16 protein-coding genes, 1 tRNA gene and 1 pseudogene are annotated in these 17,423 nt (G+C 39.8%); 9 read left to right on the forward strand and 9 right to left on the reverse strand.

Going from position 1 to position 17,423, the window contains the following annotated elements:
• The first annotated feature begins 183 nt into the window (after positions 1–183).
• The 5 genes and pseudogenes from ACMX3D_RS00335 (at position 184) to ACMX3D_RS00355 (ending at position 4,989) form a co-directional block, all read left to right on the forward strand.
• Positions 184–810 carry a COP23 domain-containing protein gene (locus tag ACMX3D_RS00335; protein ID WP_482749514.1) on the forward strand — a complete coding sequence of 209 codons (627 nt, stop codon included), beginning with the start codon at positions 184–186 and terminating at the stop codon, positions 808–810.
• A gap of 27 nt (positions 811–837) precedes the next feature.
• Positions 838–1,608 carry a S1 family peptidase gene (locus ACMX3D_RS00340; RefSeq protein ID WP_482749515.1) on the forward strand — a complete coding sequence of 257 codons (771 nt, stop codon included), beginning with the start codon at positions 838–840 and terminating at the stop codon, positions 1,606–1,608.
• 90 nt (positions 1,609–1,698) lie between these two features.
• Positions 1,699–2,283: pseudogene (locus tag ACMX3D_RS00345) on the forward strand (S1 family peptidase); the annotation flags it as partial.
• Between the two features lie 48 nt (positions 2,284–2,331).
• The gene (locus tag ACMX3D_RS00350) at positions 2,332–3,294 is read left to right on the forward strand and encodes a tetratricopeptide repeat protein (RefSeq protein WP_482752251.1); all 963 of its coding nucleotides are present in this window, start codon (positions 2,332–2,334) and stop codon (positions 3,292–3,294) included.
• Between the two features lie 96 nt (positions 3,295–3,390).
• Positions 3,391–4,989 carry a WD40 domain-containing protein gene (locus ACMX3D_RS00355; RefSeq protein ID WP_482749516.1) on the forward strand — a complete coding sequence of 533 codons (1,599 nt, stop codon included), beginning with the start codon at positions 3,391–3,393 and terminating at the stop codon, positions 4,987–4,989.
• A 96-nt stretch (positions 4,990–5,085) separates the two neighbouring features.
• Here the strand turns inward: ACMX3D_RS00355 and ACMX3D_RS00360 are convergent, their stop codons facing one another.
• From ACMX3D_RS00360 to ACMX3D_RS00380, 5 genes are all read right to left on the reverse strand, one after another.
• Positions 5,086–6,486, reverse strand: coding sequence for a protein kinase domain-containing protein (locus ACMX3D_RS00360; protein ID WP_482752252.1), 1,401 nt, complete (start codon positions 6,484–6,486; stop codon positions 5,086–5,088).
• 225 nt (positions 6,487–6,711) lie between these two features.
• Positions 6,712–6,785 (reverse strand) — tRNA-Pro (locus ACMX3D_RS00365).
• A 50-nt stretch (positions 6,786–6,835) separates the two neighbouring features.
• Complete coding sequence (locus tag ACMX3D_RS00370) at positions 6,836–7,201, reverse strand: DUF1818 family protein (RefSeq protein WP_482749517.1); 366 nt, start codon at positions 7,199–7,201, stop codon at positions 6,836–6,838.
• Positions 7,202–7,250: 49 nt separating this feature from the next.
• Positions 7,251–7,817 (reverse strand): hypothetical protein, encoded by a 567-nt coding sequence (locus tag ACMX3D_RS00375; RefSeq protein WP_482749518.1) that lies wholly within the window; start codon positions 7,815–7,817, stop codon positions 7,251–7,253.
• 119 nt (positions 7,818–7,936) lie between these two features.
• Positions 7,937–8,173 carry a DNA-directed RNA polymerase subunit omega gene (locus tag ACMX3D_RS00380; RefSeq protein ID WP_482749519.1) on the reverse strand — a complete coding sequence of 79 codons (237 nt, stop codon included), beginning with the start codon at positions 8,171–8,173 and terminating at the stop codon, positions 7,937–7,939.
• A gap of 233 nt (positions 8,174–8,406) precedes the next feature.
• Here ACMX3D_RS00380 and ACMX3D_RS00385 point away from each other — a divergent pair, with 233 nt between their 5' ends.
• A complete protein-coding gene (locus ACMX3D_RS00385) occupies positions 8,407–8,826 on the forward strand; it encodes a fasciclin domain-containing protein (RefSeq protein ID WP_482749520.1) in 420 nt (139 codons plus the stop codon).
• 176 nt (positions 8,827–9,002) lie between these two features.
• Here the strand turns inward: ACMX3D_RS00385 and ACMX3D_RS00390 are convergent, their stop codons facing one another.
• On the reverse strand, positions 9,003–10,457 hold the full coding sequence (locus ACMX3D_RS00390) for a glycoside hydrolase family 13 protein (protein ID WP_482749521.1): 1,455 nt from the start codon (positions 10,455–10,457) through the stop codon (positions 9,003–9,005).
• A gap of 286 nt (positions 10,458–10,743) precedes the next feature.
• On the opposite strand from ACMX3D_RS00390, the gene ACMX3D_RS00395 reads away from it, so the two are divergent.
• Entirely contained in the window at positions 10,744–12,297 is a 1,554-nt protein-coding gene (locus ACMX3D_RS00395) for a cation:proton antiporter (protein WP_482749522.1), read from the forward strand.
• A 98-nt stretch (positions 12,298–12,395) separates the two neighbouring features.
• On the opposite strand, the gene ACMX3D_RS00400 is transcribed toward ACMX3D_RS00395, so the two are convergent.
• From ACMX3D_RS00400 to ACMX3D_RS00410, 3 genes are all read right to left on the reverse strand, one after another.
• Complete coding sequence (locus tag ACMX3D_RS00400; RefSeq protein ID WP_482749523.1) at positions 12,396–12,938, reverse strand: DUF3124 domain-containing protein; 543 nt, start codon at positions 12,936–12,938, stop codon at positions 12,396–12,398.
• 5 nt (positions 12,939–12,943) lie between these two features.
• Entirely contained in the window at positions 12,944–13,621 is a 678-nt protein-coding gene (locus tag ACMX3D_RS00405) for a potassium channel family protein (protein ID WP_482749524.1), read from the reverse strand.
• 156 nt (positions 13,622–13,777) lie between these two features.
• The gene (locus tag ACMX3D_RS00410) at positions 13,778–14,302 is read right to left on the reverse strand and encodes a hypothetical protein (RefSeq protein WP_482749525.1); all 525 of its coding nucleotides are present in this window, start codon (positions 14,300–14,302) and stop codon (positions 13,778–13,780) included.
• Between the two features lie 795 nt (positions 14,303–15,097).
• Between ACMX3D_RS00410 and ACMX3D_RS00415 the strand changes: the two genes are divergently transcribed.
• Positions 15,098–16,825, forward strand: a complete 1,728-nt coding sequence (locus tag ACMX3D_RS00415; protein ID WP_482749526.1) for a S8 family peptidase — start codon at positions 15,098–15,100, stop codon at positions 16,823–16,825.
• 120 nt (positions 16,826–16,945) lie between these two features.
• Positions 16,946–17,242, forward strand: coding sequence for a hypothetical protein (locus ACMX3D_RS00420; protein ID WP_482749527.1), 297 nt, complete (start codon positions 16,946–16,948; stop codon positions 17,240–17,242).
• Positions 17,243–17,423: the final 181 nt, after the last annotated feature.

The raw sequence follows: 17,423 nt of genomic DNA on the forward strand, positions 1-17,423 counted from the left end.
TAAAAACCTTGCATAGTAAGCATTCCGGTTTTTTAAAGTTTTATGCAGCTTCACAATAATTTGGTATAAGTTGCAACCTTATAAATATCTGTATATCTGTTGAAGCCAACTCAAAACTGCTATAGAATATCTGCATTTGTATTTAGTGCAAATGCAAATATTTTTGTTCAATAGAGAATATATATGCAGTTGAGGTTATTTGCTCACAAATTAACAGTCGTGGCAAAAGCTTCAGTAATTTTAGCTCTAGCTTTAGCCTCCACAATTGCTGATAATCGCCCAAGTTACGCTGGTGGAGAAAAATTCTTCTGTACACAAGAAAAAGGTGTACCAGTTACGAAGGTACGCACCTCACGCGGCCCAGAAACATTTTTGCGCTGGGTGAACAAACGCTTTGCCAGTTCTGGGTTCAATCCTAAAAAGCGCTGTCAGGCTGTTTCAGCACGTCTGCAACGTTACTATGATAATGGCAATCTCTTTTTTACCAGTCGTGAAAAAGTTAATGGCTACCCAGTAATTTGTATTGCCAATTACAAAGGTATTCCTTGCACATCAGACAACATTCTTGTAACCCTCCAGCCAGGAACAAATGCACAAGCAATGTTGAAACAAATCCATGATTTTCGTCGTGGTGTAAATGTTGGTGATCAACCAATTAATTTAGGTGGTAATCAACCTCTCTCTTATTTTAATGGCGAGTTATATCTTGATATCAAAGAATTGGTAGACTCTGCTGATAGTGGCAGTGCTGATCAGCCTCTAAGAACTAATAGTAACCAGAGTTCACCCACTGTAGAACCTCGGTTTTAATCCTCATCCACTGTGGAGTTAGTTCAGATGAAAGGGTTATGGCTAAGGTATCAGCTTGGTCAATTAATTTGTGTTGTAGTATGTCTTGGTGGACTGTTTCTTATACTACCAAGACAACAATTTATTTTAGGTAATGATACATATACTAAATCATCTGCACTTTCACCAAAACAAATACAAACAATTGCTAAAAATGTTACGGTCAAAGTCTTGTCTCAAGAATTCATTGGTTCAGGAACTTTGATAGCACGTAATGGTCAAATTTATACTGTTATGACCAATGCTCACGTACTGCGTGCTGCGTCTTTTCCTTATAAAATTCAAACTCCAGATGGACAGATTTATCAAGCAACTGTCAGCAAAACTCAGCAATTAGAAAATGATGATTTAGCGGTTTTGCAGTTTCACAGTCAGAATGCAGAGTATGCAGTAGCAACATTAGGTAACTCATCAACCTTGCAAATTCAGGAAAAGGTATTTGTTGGAGGATTTATACAATACCCCAATAGTCAAGCAAAACAAGATAAATTCATTTTTACTGAAGGTCACGTTTCACTATTGCTGGATAAAGCTCTAGAGGGAGGATATCAAATTGCTTATACCAATGATGTGCGTAAAGGGATGAGTGGCGCACCATTATTGAATGTTCGGGGTGAAGTTGTGGGAATTAACGGCTGGCGTAAAGATCCTGTGTGGGAAAGTCTAGAATACTATCAAGACGGAACTCAACCAAGTAAAGCACTACAGGATATGATTAATCAATCTAGTATGGCAGTGCCGATTAAAAAATTAACTTAATTCTCCGTTACTTTTCGCAGTTGCGAGTATCTGTTAGGCAAGGATCAGGTTATTATTTGATATCAGGTTAATATTTAATCTTGAGATAAGATGAGCAAGTTTTCTGTTGGGCTTTTCGCGGTTGTAACTGGTGCAGTAATTGTTGTTATTCAGCCGCAAATCGCAACAGGATTAACAGCAACACAAATCAGTGCGATCGCCTCAGAAATTACTGTGCGAATTGATGGAGCAAATACTGGTTCGGGAACTATTATTGAGCGTCAAGGAAACACGTATACTGTTATTACTAACTGGCACGTAGTACAAAAACCAGGAAATTACACACTTCAGACAAGTGACGGTCAAAAATACACATTTAACTCTAGCCAAGTTCAACGATTTTCAGGTGTTGATTTAGCAACGGTAAAATTTACCAGTAACCGTAACCATAGAGTTGCTGAACAAGGAAATTCTGATCAAATTACAACAGGTCAAACAATTTATGTATTTGGTTGGGCAGATCCAGGCCCGCAGATTACAGAACGTAGTCCACAATTTTTAACTGGACAGGTAACTAGTAGTCGGTTACCAAAACCTAAAGATGGCTATGCTTTTTCTTATTCTGTAAATGCTTTAGTGGGAATGAGTGGCGGCCCGGTGCTAAATGAAGAGGGAAAAGTTGTTGGTATAAATGGCCGTGCAGAAGTTAATGAGATAACTAAAACTGCCAATTTAGTATTAGGAATTCCATTAAAAACTTACCTAAATGTAGCAATAACAACAACTATTGAACAGCAAATTAGTGAACAAATAGAATTGTTGATACAGGCTATTAATAACTCTACTGAATCTAGTAAACCAGCAAATAGAATTGGACAACCTCTACCAAACGCACAGGCTTATTTAGCAAGAGGTGTAGAACGTTGGTTAAATAAAGATGAACAAGGAGCGATCGCAGATATTAGCCAAGCTCAAAAGCTCGATTCTAGTGCTACTGAAAAAGCAGGTTTAACTGTAGCCCAACAAGCAGCGCAATTAGCACAAAAACAGCAGTTTGATTTAGCTTTACCACGCGCTCGTTTAGCGACTCAATTAGCACCTAAAAATGACAAAGTATGGTTTCTGTTAGGTGGTTTATACCTGCAAAAAAAAGAAATTGGTACAGCTATTATTGCTTTAGATAAAGCAAGTGAAATCAATCCTCGAAATGCAGATGTTTACTTTGCTTTAGGTTCAGCTTATTTCCAAATTCAACAATACTTAAGATCGGCTGAATTATATGAACTGGGTTTAGCATTCAAACCGAATGACGCAGAAGCATTATTTGATTTAGGTAATGCTTACTATAAACAGAGTAAACTAACAGATGCGATCGCCCAATACAATAAAGCCTTATCCCAAAACCCAAAATTCTGGCCAGCCGTCAACAATATTGGTTTAATTAAATACGAGCAAGGTGACACTACAAGTGCAATTAAGCAATGGCAAACTGCTGTCTCTCTCGATAAGCAAGCCGCAGAACCTTTGTTAACCTTAGCAGTGGCATTATACGCTAAAGGCGATCGCCAACAAAGCCGCACAATGGGAGAAGCCGCACTCCGCATGGATAAACGTTTAGCTGATGTAGCTTTTTTGAAAGAAAATCTCTGGGGTGATCGCTTACTTGCAGACACTAAAAAATTTCTACAATCTTTAAATAAGAAATAATTAAATTAATTCTTTAAAAGATGATACCTTCTGATTTATAACTATTTTTAACTATCAATTAACAATACTACTTTCTGCAACCTGCTATTTAAATATATGAATTTACCATCTCGTTTGTATGTGCTTGTTGGTTTGATGGGTGCAGTTGTGATGCCATTAGTACAAACACAAATCACAATTGCTTTACCAGCAACAGTAATTAATATAGCCCAGCAGGTAACTGTACGTATTGATGGGCCTAATACTGGTTCTGGGGTGATTATTCGCCGTGAAGGTAATACTTATACTGTATTAACTAGTTGGCACGTCGTTGCCAAGGCGAAAGATTATTATCTTCAGACTTATGATAGTAGAACTCACCAAGTTAATAATATTAAACGTATTGGTAATATCGACATAGCAGAAGTTCAATTCACCAGTACGGAAAATTATCGGCAAGCTGATTTATCGACTGAACAATTAGTTGCAGGAACAACAGTCTATACTGTTGGCTGGGCTGACCCGGATGCTGTCAGTGTTAGTCGCGAGTATGTGATTTTACAGCAGTTGCTTACCAGAGTAGTTCAAAAACCGAGAGACGAGTATGCTTTGGTGTTTAGCAATGCCACTAAACCGGGAATGAGTGGTGGCCCTGTGTTAGATGAACAGGGGCGCTTGGTGGGAATTCATGGACAAGCCAGGAGAGACGAGAGAACCGAGACAACAGATTTTTTAGGAATTCCGATTAATACTTATAGAAAACTGGCAGCAGTGCAACCAGTTAAACAATCACAGTCGGTAGTGGTACAGCCATCAAAATCTGTATCATCAGTTGCTGGTGACACAGTTAGAACTTTATCTGGTCATTCTGATGTGGTTAATTCCATAGTATATAGCCCGGATGGCAAAACCTTAGCTAGTGGCAGTTTCGACAAAACTATCAAAATTTGGAATCTGTCTACTGGGCAAGTAATTCACACTTTGTCTGGTCATTCTAAAAGGGTTAATTCCATAGCATATAGCCCGGATGGCAAAACCTTAGCTAGTGGCAGTTTCGACAAAACTATCAAAATCTGGAATTTATCTACTGGGCAAGTAATTCGTACTTTATCTGGCCATTCTGACGGGGTTTATGCTGTGGCATATAGCCCGGATGGTAAAACCTTAGCTAGTGGTAGTACGGACAAAACTATCAAAATTTGGAATCTGTCTACTGGTGAAGTGATTCGTACTTTATCTGGTAATACTAACAGGGTTGATGTTGTAGTATATAGCCCAGATGGCAAAACTTTAGCTAGTAATGGTGATGAGATCACTATCAAAATATGGAATTTATCTACAGGCAAAGTAATTCGCACTTTGTCTGGTCATTCTTTGTCTGTTAATTGTGTGGCATATAGTCCTGATGGCAAAACTTTAGCTAGTGGAAGTTCCGACAAAACTATCAAAATTTGGAATCTATCTACAGGCGAAGTGATTCGTACTTTACTTGGAAATTTTTATGGTGTTTCAAGTATCGTATACAGCCCAAATGCTAAAACATTGGCTAGTGATAATCTCGACAACACTGCCCAAGTTTGGAACTTGTCTACTGGCGAAGTAATTCGCACTTTATCTGGAGTTCTGTCTGTCGCATATAGCCCAGATTCTAAGAATCTAGCTAGTGGTAACTTAGATAACACTATCAAAATTTGGAATCTATCTACCAACAATTAATTAGTAATAGTAATTGCTAATTGGTAATCTTTAATTAAGAAATAAAGAAGCTAGGTTAAACTACATCAAAAATCTCAAACTAAGATTTCATGATTATTATTGTAGTTCTGTAATTTCAAAGGAATTAATTATTGATTGTGCAACTGGTAAAGATTGTGAATATTGCTCAACTGGGGCGGTATAAGTAATATAATAAGCTTTGCCGTTGCGGACTGTGCCAATTTCCATTACTTGATATTTACAGGCTTCTTCTTGGCGAGTGTAAGTTAATTTATAAGCTGCTTGTTTTGATAAGGTTGTTTGTGGTTGTGTTTCGTCGATGATTTGTTGATTTACATCGTTATTTTTCAGTCTTTTTAAAACTATATTTTTATATTCATCACGTGATAAGAGTTGCGGGCTTAAATCGCTGACGTTGACAATGAGATTTATCAAGCAAGAATTATTTTGTTTGTTATCATTAGGCACAATTTTAATTTCGTCGCCTTCAAAACCACCTTGTTCTTGTAAATTCCAGTCTTGGGGATATTGAATTTTGATAGTTTTACTGCGATTTGCGTAACTAACAAAATTTGGTTTAAAATTAAGAGCCTGAGAGAAAATCCAGAATATCAAAGGAGTAATGGCTAAGACTATTCCCACACTCAGCCAAATTTTCCAAGGTGGAGATTTGGGAGTTAATGCTTTGATAGCTTGTAATGCTTCTGCGGCTGAGGCGTAACGTTGACGGTAGTCGTAGCGCACCATTTTATCGATGATATTTGCTAGTTTAGAACTAACTTGAGCGCGATCGCGCCAAACAAGTTCTCCAGTTTGGGGGTTTGTGGGTATACCGCCTGCACAAGGATTGATCCCCGTTAAAGCTTGAATGGCAATAATTCCCACTGCATAAATATCACTGTGAAATGTTGGTTGTCCTTTTGCCTGTTCACTAGGCATATAACCAGGAGTTCCTATTGCCACAGTCAGACTCGTTATTCCCCCAGGACTTACAACCTGCGTGGTAACTTCTTTAACTGCACCAAAATCAATTAACACAATTTTGCCATCAGACCGACGACGAATATTTGAGGGTTTAAGATCCCGATGAATTAATTTCTGTTGATGAACAAAAGTTAAAACTTCTAAAATAGCCTCTAAAAGTTTAATTAATTCACGTTCTTTCAGTTTTTCTCCTGGAATCAATTCTTGAGATAAATCGTGACCTTCTATATATTCTTGTACTAAATAAAATTCTTGATTTTCTTGAAAGAATGCCAGCAAACGAGGTATTTGGTCATGATGTCCTAACCGTTCTAACTTTTCGGCTTCGGTATCAAACAACCTTTTGCCAACTGCTAAAGTATTTGGGTCGGTGGATATGGGCTTAAATTGCTTAACAATACATAGAGGGTTTCCAGGTCGTCTTAGGTCAATGGCTGTAAAAGTAATGCCAAATCCTCCTTTGCCAAGTTGTGCCTGAATTTGGTAGTTTCCACCGAGAATTTGACCTATCATCCCAGTCACCAATTTACCCTGCAATTTTTATACCATTTATCTCAGGGAATCTGTTCGACTTCCATCTGAACAGATCTCATTGATGGAGAGTGCATAATGCTGCTAGAGTACACCTCAGTGATGCAAATTGCCGGGAACTGTTGATATACAGACACTTTAAAAGTCTGCTTTACTAAAAAACCTGCTAATCTTACATCAAGATTAGCAGGCTAGGGATTTTATCAATCGGAGCGGCGGGATTCGAACCCACGACCTCCACTACCCCAAAGTGGCGCGCTACCAAGCTGCGCTACGCCCCGGTCAGAATTCTTATTGTATCGCAAAGCTCTAGGAGAATCAAGGGGCAAGTTTAAAAAACTTTGAGTGTCCCAGCAGCTTGCAACAAACCAGGTATAGCAGAAGCATTCCATTTACCTTCTGCACAGCGCCCTGTATTCAGGATGAAGCGCAGACTATACTCATGGGGATAACCTTCCACTTCCATCCATAATAAATCGCTTTCGGCCTCACAAGCAATCTTTTCTTCATCCATTAATTCGGCAGTGAGTTGTTTCATGGTGTCTGCTAACTGTGCTAACAGACGGCAAAATTCATTCAACTCAGCTTCAGTTAACTCAATAGCCCAATCATCCGTACCCACTAAACCTTTATATTCAGGTGCATTAGGATTCCAGCCAATACGCCAACCAGAACCACTTTTAATTAAACGTTCCATCTTCAAATTTTAGATTTTGGATTTTAGATTTTGGATTGTAAATTCAAAATCACTTTAGGAGGTCAGCACCGCCTGTTTGGGGTTTCTGGGGGGTAGTGGAAGTGCCAGGGCTAGGTTGGTTGCGAGTATTTTGGGAATTGGGATTAAAGATGTTAACTAAAGTTTGGACTAAAGCATCTCGTTGACGACGACTGAGGCTGGCAATAGCTTTGCGATCGCCCTCTATCGGATTCTGCCGTAATGTATCATTACCTGGATAGGTGCTGTCATACATAATCTCATTCGCTCCCAGGTAATCAGCCATTGTTAGTTTCCAGTCGAAGCGATAAATTGGCGATCGCTCTTTCACATAAACGTGATAGCGAATGAGACGATTAGCTAAAGTGTTACTTTCCGCAACTTTGCCAGATTCTTTGCTAACGTACTGGTTTTCTTTGGGCAGGTCGGGTAATTGCTGATATACTAACTGCCAAACATCAGATGGACTGATTCTTTGAGCGACAGCAGGCTGAATGCCAAGTAAACTAGAGTGGGATAATTGACTTGTGCCTAAACTCACAACAAGTCCACTCACAACCAAAGCAATGATTAATGCTGAATTAAACTTCACAACCATCAGCGGGATAATAGAGCAACGCAGAATTATTCTCTTTTTTAATCAGCAAAGAATTTAAGATAAAGGTGCAATCTTACGAGTACTTAACGTAAGATTGCACCTTTACCGTATGACTAGTTTTACATTTCACCAATAATTTCTGGCTGAGTCAGTTCATCAGACATTTCGATGATTGCTCTTAATACAGGCTTCATCATTGCATCTTCGGAACTTTCAAAATCTTCATAACGCCGACGCTTGGCACGATTTGCCACCTGAACCGTAATGCGGTAGCGATTCGAGGCTGCACTAATTAAATCCTCGGCACGGTGCATAATTTGAGTTTGGGTTGTCTCGAACTTGGAACGCTTGAGCATAATTAATGGTTCTTGGGGACATTCCCCAGTTTAGCAGTACTGGACTAGATACGGCTCTGTATATAATTATCAGCAATAGTAATTTCTAAATGGTAGAACTCCCCAAATTCTATAAGTGAAATCAATTCAAAATCCAAAATCTAAAATCTAAAATGTTTTGACCTTTCCGTTGATAGAGGTTGATAGCTTTGTATCAATTTATAACTAAGTTTGTAAGACTACATTTATATCACATGGCTAATCTTTTAGAAACTGCTGTTAATGCAGGCAATTTTAACACTCTCATTAAAGCTGCTAAGGCTGCACAAATCACAGATACTCTTCAAAGTCCTAATTTTTTTACACTCTTTGCACCTACTGATGAAGCTTTTGCCCAACTACCAGAGGGAACCTTAGATGAACTCCTGCAAGATACTGACAAACTAAAGAAAATTGTTGGCTATCATGTTACTTTTGGCGATGTCCGGTCTGATGACTTGGTGCAAATTGGAGAAGCACAGACCCTAGAAGGATCTGTTTTAGCAATTGAGTCTGCTAACGGGGATATTAAAGTGAATGATGCCCATGTCCTAAAAACAGATATTCTGGCAGACAATGGTGTGATTCATGTAATTGATGCAGTCCTCATACCTGCAATGGTTGCTGGACATTAGAAAATAAGGGAGTGGGGAATTGGGAGTAGGGAATACACCCTACAACCACTACTAATATCAAGTGGCGTAGGTTGAGTGGAGGAACGGAACCCAACATCCAAAAGATTTTGTTGGGTTTCGCTATCGCTTCACCCAACCTACTTTTTTCTACACCTTGTTTGGATAATGATTTATTCTCAAGCGAAAATGCAACCAGTGCGTGGAGGAACTGTTAGAGAAAGTTGTTTTTCTCCGGCGTTATTCCACTCAAATTCTGCATAGCCAAATAAAAGCTTGCTGGGTTGAGTTTGCAAACTAGCAATGTCGATGTTGGCTTTGGCTGATGCTGTACCAGTATTCACAGCAATCATTAATTCTTCTGTGCCTAAAGTGCGGGCAAAAACGTAAAGTGTTCCTTGGGCATAGAGAACTTGATAATTTCCTATCCGCAAAGCTTGGTAAGCATGGCGAATGTCAATTAATTGGCGGTGAGTTTGCAGAATTTCTTGATCCCAATTAGCTTCTAAAGGAAAACCACGTCGGGAGTCGGGATCTATTGCACCAGGTAAACCCACTTCATCACCATAATAGATGCTGGGCGCACCAGGAAAGGTAAGTAATAGTAAGGTTGATAATTCTATGCTGGCTTTATCGCCACCAGCAATAGTCATCAAACGTGCTGTATCGTGACTAGCCAGTAAGTTGAGTTGCGTTAGCTGAATTTCCCAAGGATATAGTTGCAATAGTTCTTGGATTTTAGTGGCGTACTCAGCCGCAAACAAAGGTGGATAAGGTTGATAGTCTCGACTCTGGACTTGTTCTAAGACTACGCGATCGCCTGCGGTAAAGGCAATTGTCGGCCCGGCGAATAAATAATTCATCACGCCATCAAATTGTTTACCATCCAACCACTGACGCGAATCTCCCCACACTTCGCCCACAATATAAGCTTCGGGGTTAATAGCTTTAACTCGTTCTCGAAATTCTTGCCAAAAGCCAGGAGTTTTAATTTCAAATGGCACATCCAACCGCCAGCCATCAATGCCGAATTTAATCCAATATTCGGCAATTTCCATAATATATTCTTTCACTTCTGGGTTGTCGTGGTTAAACACTGGCAAAGCTCGATTATCCGCCCAACCTTCGTAATTAGCTGGAAACTCCCCATTATAAGGAGAAAGTGGCCAGCCGTGAATTTTGAACCAATTCACCCAAGGGGAATGAGGGCCATTTTCTAAAACATCATGGAAAAAGAAAAATCCGCGACTCGAATGATTAAATACCCCATCCAAAACTACTTTAATATTCCGTTGGTGGGCTGCATCTAGCAATTCTTTGAACGCTTCATTCCCCCCCAACAAAGGATCAACTTGGTAATAATCGTGAGTGTGATATCGGTGATTACTAGCCGACTGAAAAATGGGCGTGAAATAAATAGCGTTAATTCCTAAACCTTGGATGTAGTCTAATTCCTCCATAATGCCCCACAAATCACCCCCCTTATAACCTTGGAGTGTGGGCATAGCTTCCCAATCTTCCCAACGGGCTTCGTGTAGCAACCGTTTACGGGGCTGTTTGCTTCTAGCAAAACGGTCTGGAAAGATTTGGTAAAAAACAGCGTGCTTAACCCAGTTTGGTGTTTGAATTTGCATAGGTAATTATTTGTACCTTCAGCAAAGATTGTTGCAAATAGTTCTACAGTTATGACTCTCACCTATGATGGAAAAATGCCAAAGAGGTTTATTGGGAATTTTAGATTTTTGATTTTAGAGTTTTCTCATCTGCATTCATCTGCGGCTAATTAATTTTTCCTCTACTTACCTAGATGAGAACCGCTATAGAAGATTATTCAATTCAAAATTCAAAGTAAGTTGATATGTGTATTACTTTTTTGGCAATATTTATCAATGACATACCAGTGAATTTTCAATATCCGTAGTGAATATTACAGAATTAGTCAAGATTTCAATTATTCTTTTGCTAGTTGCCACTGGTGTAGCCTTGATATCCCGGCGGTTTCGCGTCCCTTATGTGACGGGCTTAGTTTTAGCAGGATTGCCGATAACTGAATTATTATCGCGTCCCATTGGTTTAGAACCTGCTTTAGTTTTAAATCTGTTTCTGCCAATTCTCATTTTTGAAGCTGGTATCAATACAGATGTTAGTCGGCTACGCAGCACATTTAAACCAATTGCCCTTTTAGCTTTGCCTGGGGCTGTACTTTCTAGCGCGATTATTGCGATCGTGTTAAAACTAGGGCTGGGATTAAGTTGGATACCAGCTTTACTTGTCGGCGTAATTCTGGCAAACACGGACACAGTTTCCATGATTGCCGTATTCAAGGAAATACCAGTACCTTCTCGACTTTCTACAATCGTTGAAGGAGAAACTTTATTCAACGATGCAGCGGCTTTAGTTTCATTCAACTTGATTGTGCAAGTATATTCAACAGGTTCACTCACAATCATCGAGGGAATCCAACAACTGCTATTTATCTCTCTAGGTGGTTGCGTTGTGGGCTTAGTATTAGGTTATTTGAGCATACCTGTATTTGCTCGTTTAGATGATCCTTTGAGTAGTCTGTTACTAACAGTTGCAGTTGCCCTAGGGACTTTTCAGGCTGGGCAATTTATCGGTGTTTCTGGTGCTGTGGCGGTAGTGGTAGCTGGTTTAATTTTTGGCAATCTTGGCATTTCGCGCAATACTTCTGCTTCTAGTCGCATCACATTATTTAGTTTCTGGGAATATGCCAGTTTTACCGTAAATACCTTTATTTTTCTGCTAATTGGTCTAGAAATAGATTTAGTAACATTCTGGAAAACTTTGCCTGCTGTGCTACTGGCAGTTTTAGCTTATCAAGCCGGACGAGTACTGACAGTTTATCCACTGCTGGCAACGGTTCGTTGGTTTGACCGCCCTATTCCGCTGCGTTGGCAACATTTACTGTTTTTAGGCAATATCAAAGGCTCACTGTCGATGGCTCTGGCTTTGAGCTTACCAACTACTTTACCAGGTCGAGATGTTTTAATTGCTTTAGTTTTTGGTAGTGTGTTGGTGTCATTAGTTGGACAGGGTTTAAGCTTGCCTTGGCTAGTCAAACGCCTAAAATTATCTAAATTTTCACAGACTCAGCAGCAAATTGAAGAATTGCAAGCTCAACTGATGGCAGGTAAAGCGGCACAGGATGAATTAGATAGCTTGTTAAAGTCAGGAGTATTACCAAAATCAGTTTACGAAGAAATGCGATCGACTTATCAAGTACGAGTGGCTGGGGCGGAAAAGGCTTTAAGAGACTTGTATAATCGCCGTCTTGACAAATTAGATGCCAAAAATAGTGATTTGAGCAAATTGGATGCTATTCGTCGCCGCTTGCTGTTAGCAGAAAAAGGAGTTCTTAACGAAGCATTGCGTAAGCGAATTCTCTCAGAAGAAATTGTACGTGGACGGATACAATCTCTTGATGAACAATTGCTCCAACTTGATGATGATTGATTTACAGCAGGGAACAGGCTTGAAAGTTTTTTTTACATAACTTTTTGATTAAAACTTGTACCTTATTCACCTGCAATCTGCTGTATTTTTAAGACTGCTTATTTTTTGTAATTTTTGATCACTTTGCCAGGACTAATAAAAGAAATTCCTTGCTGAAAGTCAGTACCAATCATTACTGCTTCTACTATTGGCTCAGATATTTCTGTTTGTGACACCCACTCTACAATAAAATTTGCCCCGACACCGCCTCTACTATCATTGCGATTTACAAAAAATTCTGTAGAAGCCAGCGCATCAATTTGAATTGGTTGCTTTAAATATTGCTCAATTAATTTGCCATTGGAGTCAAAATAACGCACAGAAGTAATAATTATCGAATTAACCAAATCTGTGTTCCGAATACTGAGTGTTGCTGCTAAATTAAAAATTTCCTGTCGATTGTGATGGTATATCTCGGAATAAATGGGAACATAAATAGTCTGACCCATTGCTATCTTAAAATTCTTATCCAAAGTTACTATTTTGTGCGCCTGAGTAATTTGAGTCGGCTTGGGTTGCGATTTTAGAGAAGTTTCCGATGATTGACAAGCAGCCAACAAAATAACTGCAATTGCTAAATAGATATGTGGATAAAGCTTCATGAAAACTATTTACAACCTTCGATAAAATCAATGACTTGATGTAAAGATCCTGGTTTAGTCACAATCAAGACAGTCGAACCTGGTTCTAGGACTGTACTACCATTAGGAATCGTCAAATCTTCGTGAGGGTGAGGTTGATAGCCAATAATGAGAGAACCAGTAGGAAATCGAGAATCTTGAGCAATTTCGGCAACGCTACGATTCACTACATAGCAATTGTTAGGAATAGCAAGTTTTAAAACTTCAATCTGTCCTTGCTCAAAATGCATCATTGATTCTACCTGCGGATATTCAATGGCATTTACCATTGTGGAAACTGCTAGGTCAACGGTGCTAATAACATGGTTAGCTCCTGCTAAACGCAGTGGTTCAGCAAAATCAGAATGGCGCATCCGGCTCAAAATATGCGGCACACCGTAGTGCTTGGACAAAGTCACCATCGCTAAGTTCAAGGCATCACTTCTAAGAACAGCTACTAAGGAATCTGCTTTGCGAATTCCTGCTTCTAACAATACTTCTGTACTTACGGCGCTACCTTCAAAAGCCATTGCCCCTACTTGTTCACGGGCATAGCGGCAAGCATTAGGATCAATATCAATAACGGCAACCGTATGCCCTAGTTCTACCAATTTTTGAGCTAAAGAAAGTCCTACTAAGCCTGCTCCACCAACTAGCACGTACATAGCCGCTCCTGATACTCAAAAACTTTCTCCTTTACTTTACAGGGTAACAAGGTAGTGATAGCAAGTTTTGCTCAAAGATAGTCACTTGGGATGGGAGTTGAAAGTAAAAATATTATTTTTGTGTGCAACTTAGTCTGAATGAGACATCCAACAATTTTAATTCTGAGGAATGTTGACAACACGCCATTCCTGAATACCCCAACGTTGAAGAATTGGTTCAGCAAGAAGGATATCTTCTTCTGTACCTTCTATCGCTACTAAATAATTGCCTTGAAATACTTGGTCATGATAAATTTGCGCTGCTTCTTCTGGAAGAAACCAACCTCGTAGCGCACCAATCATTCCCCCCGCAGCTGCACTAGCACCACTTCCTAATAGTGTGGCTAAAGCAGACTCTACAGCCAGTGCAGGGCCAAACCCAGGAATGAGCAAAATGCCAAAACCAGCGACTAAGGTAAGTAAACCTGCTGTTTTAGCACTTGCTAATGCAGCGATCGCTGCACCTTCAGATTGAGTAATATGACTTTCTGTTGTATTGGTATGGTCAAGTTCCAGCTTGCGAGTAATTACAGAAATCTTATTCATCGAAAAGCCAGTATTTTTTAATTCGTCGAGTGCCTGTAGTGCAATTTGGCGATCGCGAAATATGCCAATAGCGTGTTGGTGTTGATCTGAAGCCATTTTGTCCCCCAAACTTTTTCTCTTTGCTGGATTTGTTTTTACTATTAGCCACAAATATGACGAGAAAATGACTATCTATGGGTAAATTATTGGCACTTGATAGTTGGAAAAGCAGTCTTTACACTACTTTTTAGATTATTAGTGGCAGGTATGAATCCCCCCTGCTCTTGATTCTGAATTCGGCTTCATCTCGTTTCTGATAAAAAACTTGTCATATAGACCGCAAGGGGGCTGGGAGCAGGGGGATAAACAGTTTTTATCTTTCTGCACAAATGGGCTGAATCATAACTGATTCGCCGGATATGATATCAATTAAATTTTCTAACTTCATAATTCTTGATTTTTATTTATAACAATTACAAGTTACAAGAGGTAACTTCTAGCCACTGATCTCAACAAGAGGTACCTCATTTTCCGTAATCATTGGCACTGGTGCTGAATCAATAAAAAGTATTTCTGAAAAAACAGTGAATTGAAATGTTCATTACTAATGACTCCGGCTAAAAATCTCTACTAAATTTCTTGACATCAGGATATTTCAGCAGCTACAACAACTCAGATGAAAAGAGAAATAATTCATAAAAATTAGTTGTCATCAAAAAAATTAGCCTTAAAATTTATGAGTTATTGACTCACTCATAAACTGATTACGGCTATCTATAAAAACTATAGATAACCATAAAATCCTCAAGAAGTAAAGTAGCAAAAATCGTTGAGCTATTACTAATTGAGAGTGAATTAACTTGTTAACAAAATTACTTTTATTGTTCACTAAGAATAGAGGTAGAAACTAAAATGAGACACGAAAAACTTTCACCGGGGCTGCTGTTGGCAGTGGAAGATTATCAACATGAAGGGCTACAAGCTTTAATGACACACAAGCGATCGCTTGGTATCATGGCCCCCAAAAGTATTGTTAAGCCTACCAAGAGTCTGGTTTTTATCTACTGTGACGCTGACGCAGACTTAAGCCACTTAGCACAATATGGCATAGAAGTTAATCAAAATGCAGGCCATGTACGTACAGCTTTCCTCCCAATTGAAAGTTTAGATCCTTTATCAGAAGAACCTGCCATTCAGCGGATTAAACCATCACGCAAACTCAAACTGCGGATGGATGTTGCACCCCAAGCAGTGAAGTTACCTGAATTTAAAAATAAAACTGGATTAACTGGCAAAGGTGTAATCATCGGTGTGATTGACAGTGGTATTGACCCGAAACATCCTGCCTTTGCTGGGCGGATTTTGAGTATTTGGGATCAAACCCTGCCAGGGCCAGGAGTCAAAGAAGGTGCTTATGGGGCTGAATTAAAAGATTCCCTGTTAACCGTTTCCCAAGATACTGACGGTCATGGTACTCACGTTGCTGGTATCGCCTCTGGTGCTGATGCTACATACTGTGGTGTTGCACCAGAGGCAGAATTAGTAATTGTCAAATCTGACTTACAGGATGCCCATATTGCCGATGCTGTCTGTTATGTTTTTCGGGTAGCTGGTGAGTTAGGAAAGCCAGCCGTAGTTAATCTCAGCTTGGGTGGACACGCCGATGCCCACGATGGTAGCGACTCCCTTTCCAAAATAATTGACTCAGAAACTGGCCCTGGCAGAATTGTTTGTTGTGCAGCAGGTAACGAAGGCAACGACAATATTCATGGTCAAGCCAAGATAGCCAGTGGACGGATGAAGGGAATGCGTTTTAATGTGCCTTTAAATCAAGTAGGCATTGTCTGGTTAAATGCTTGGTATTCCAAAGATAGCCAACTAGAAGTTTCCTTACGCAGTCCTAATGGGTTTGTAACTCCCTTCCAAAAAATTATTACTGACGGAAACCCCGCAGTAGATCATCAACTCCCCGATGCCCGCGTACAAATTGTTACGCCCGGCCCAGACCCTGCCAACGGTGACTATAATTTCTTCGTGCAGATTCGGGGTAATGGCCCCTCGCCAGTGATGGGTGGTGTTTGGCAACTACGAGTCCGCAACACATCTTCTAAGGATGCCCGCTTAGATGTATGGACGTTAGACGATACCTCATCAGTGTTTTTTACAGGTACTAGTATGAAAGATGCGGTGAAAATTGGTGCGCCAGGATGTGCTAACAGTGCAGTCACAGTTGCTGCTTATACTACCAAATGTAAGTACACAGATATTGATAACCAAGTGCGAGAAATGGGCATGGAATTGAACACTATTTCTGAGTTCAGTAGTGAAGGGCCGCTACGCAATGATGCCCAAAAGCCGGATGTGGCTGCACCAGGGGCGATGATTGTTTCGGCACTTTCTGCTAATGCCAATTTTGACCGTTCGATGACAGTTAATTCTAAATTTGTAGCGATGGCTGGCACTAGTATGGCGACTCCCTTTGTTACAGGGTTAGTAGCGTTATTATTGCAGCGCGATCGCAATTTAGATCCCGATGCCGTCAAAGAGTTACTCCGCAAAAACAGTTCTATTCCTGGCAAACCAGCCGGAACCTTTGATAATAAATGGGGTTATGGACTAATTAATACTGAGAATCTGTAATCAGACGTAGAGACTAGTGTATTACGTCTGTATAAGGGTAGGTAAGCAAAACTGAAAAATTTGATAGGTTAATCATAGGATAGTTTCCAACTTGCCTACCCTTATACCAAGGAAATAGTTATGAACTATGAGAAGCTAGGCGCAGCCTTGGCGATGGCACTCAATGATATTCAAGACCCAGCAACACCGAGTTTAACTGTATTCATCCATACTGAAACAATTTCGGATGCTGCGATCGCAGTTTTACAAAGTTGCGGTGTTAGTGGTGTTACTCAGGATAAAGATACCTTTACCGCTACATTATCAGCAAATGCAATTTCCCAGTTGTCTGAACAACCTTGGGTGAAATCTTTGCAACTATCACAACAGTTACGGCTGCTGAATGGCGGAAAAAGAATGCAGAGTTTTAAAATTTGAAAAGTTCATCAAAGCTATATCAAACTTATATTTGAGTCCAGCTTGGTGTAAAGTCAAAGCTTTTTTAAACGCAAAGGTAAGCAAAGTCAGCGCAAAGTAACGCAGGGTAGTTACTACGCTGATGTACTTTTTTGGGTTAACAAGAGATTAATATCTGAGAATGCTGGTATTACTGGGTGCA

The sequence above is a fragment of the Anabaena sp. TISTR 8404 genome (assembly GCF_056847745.1).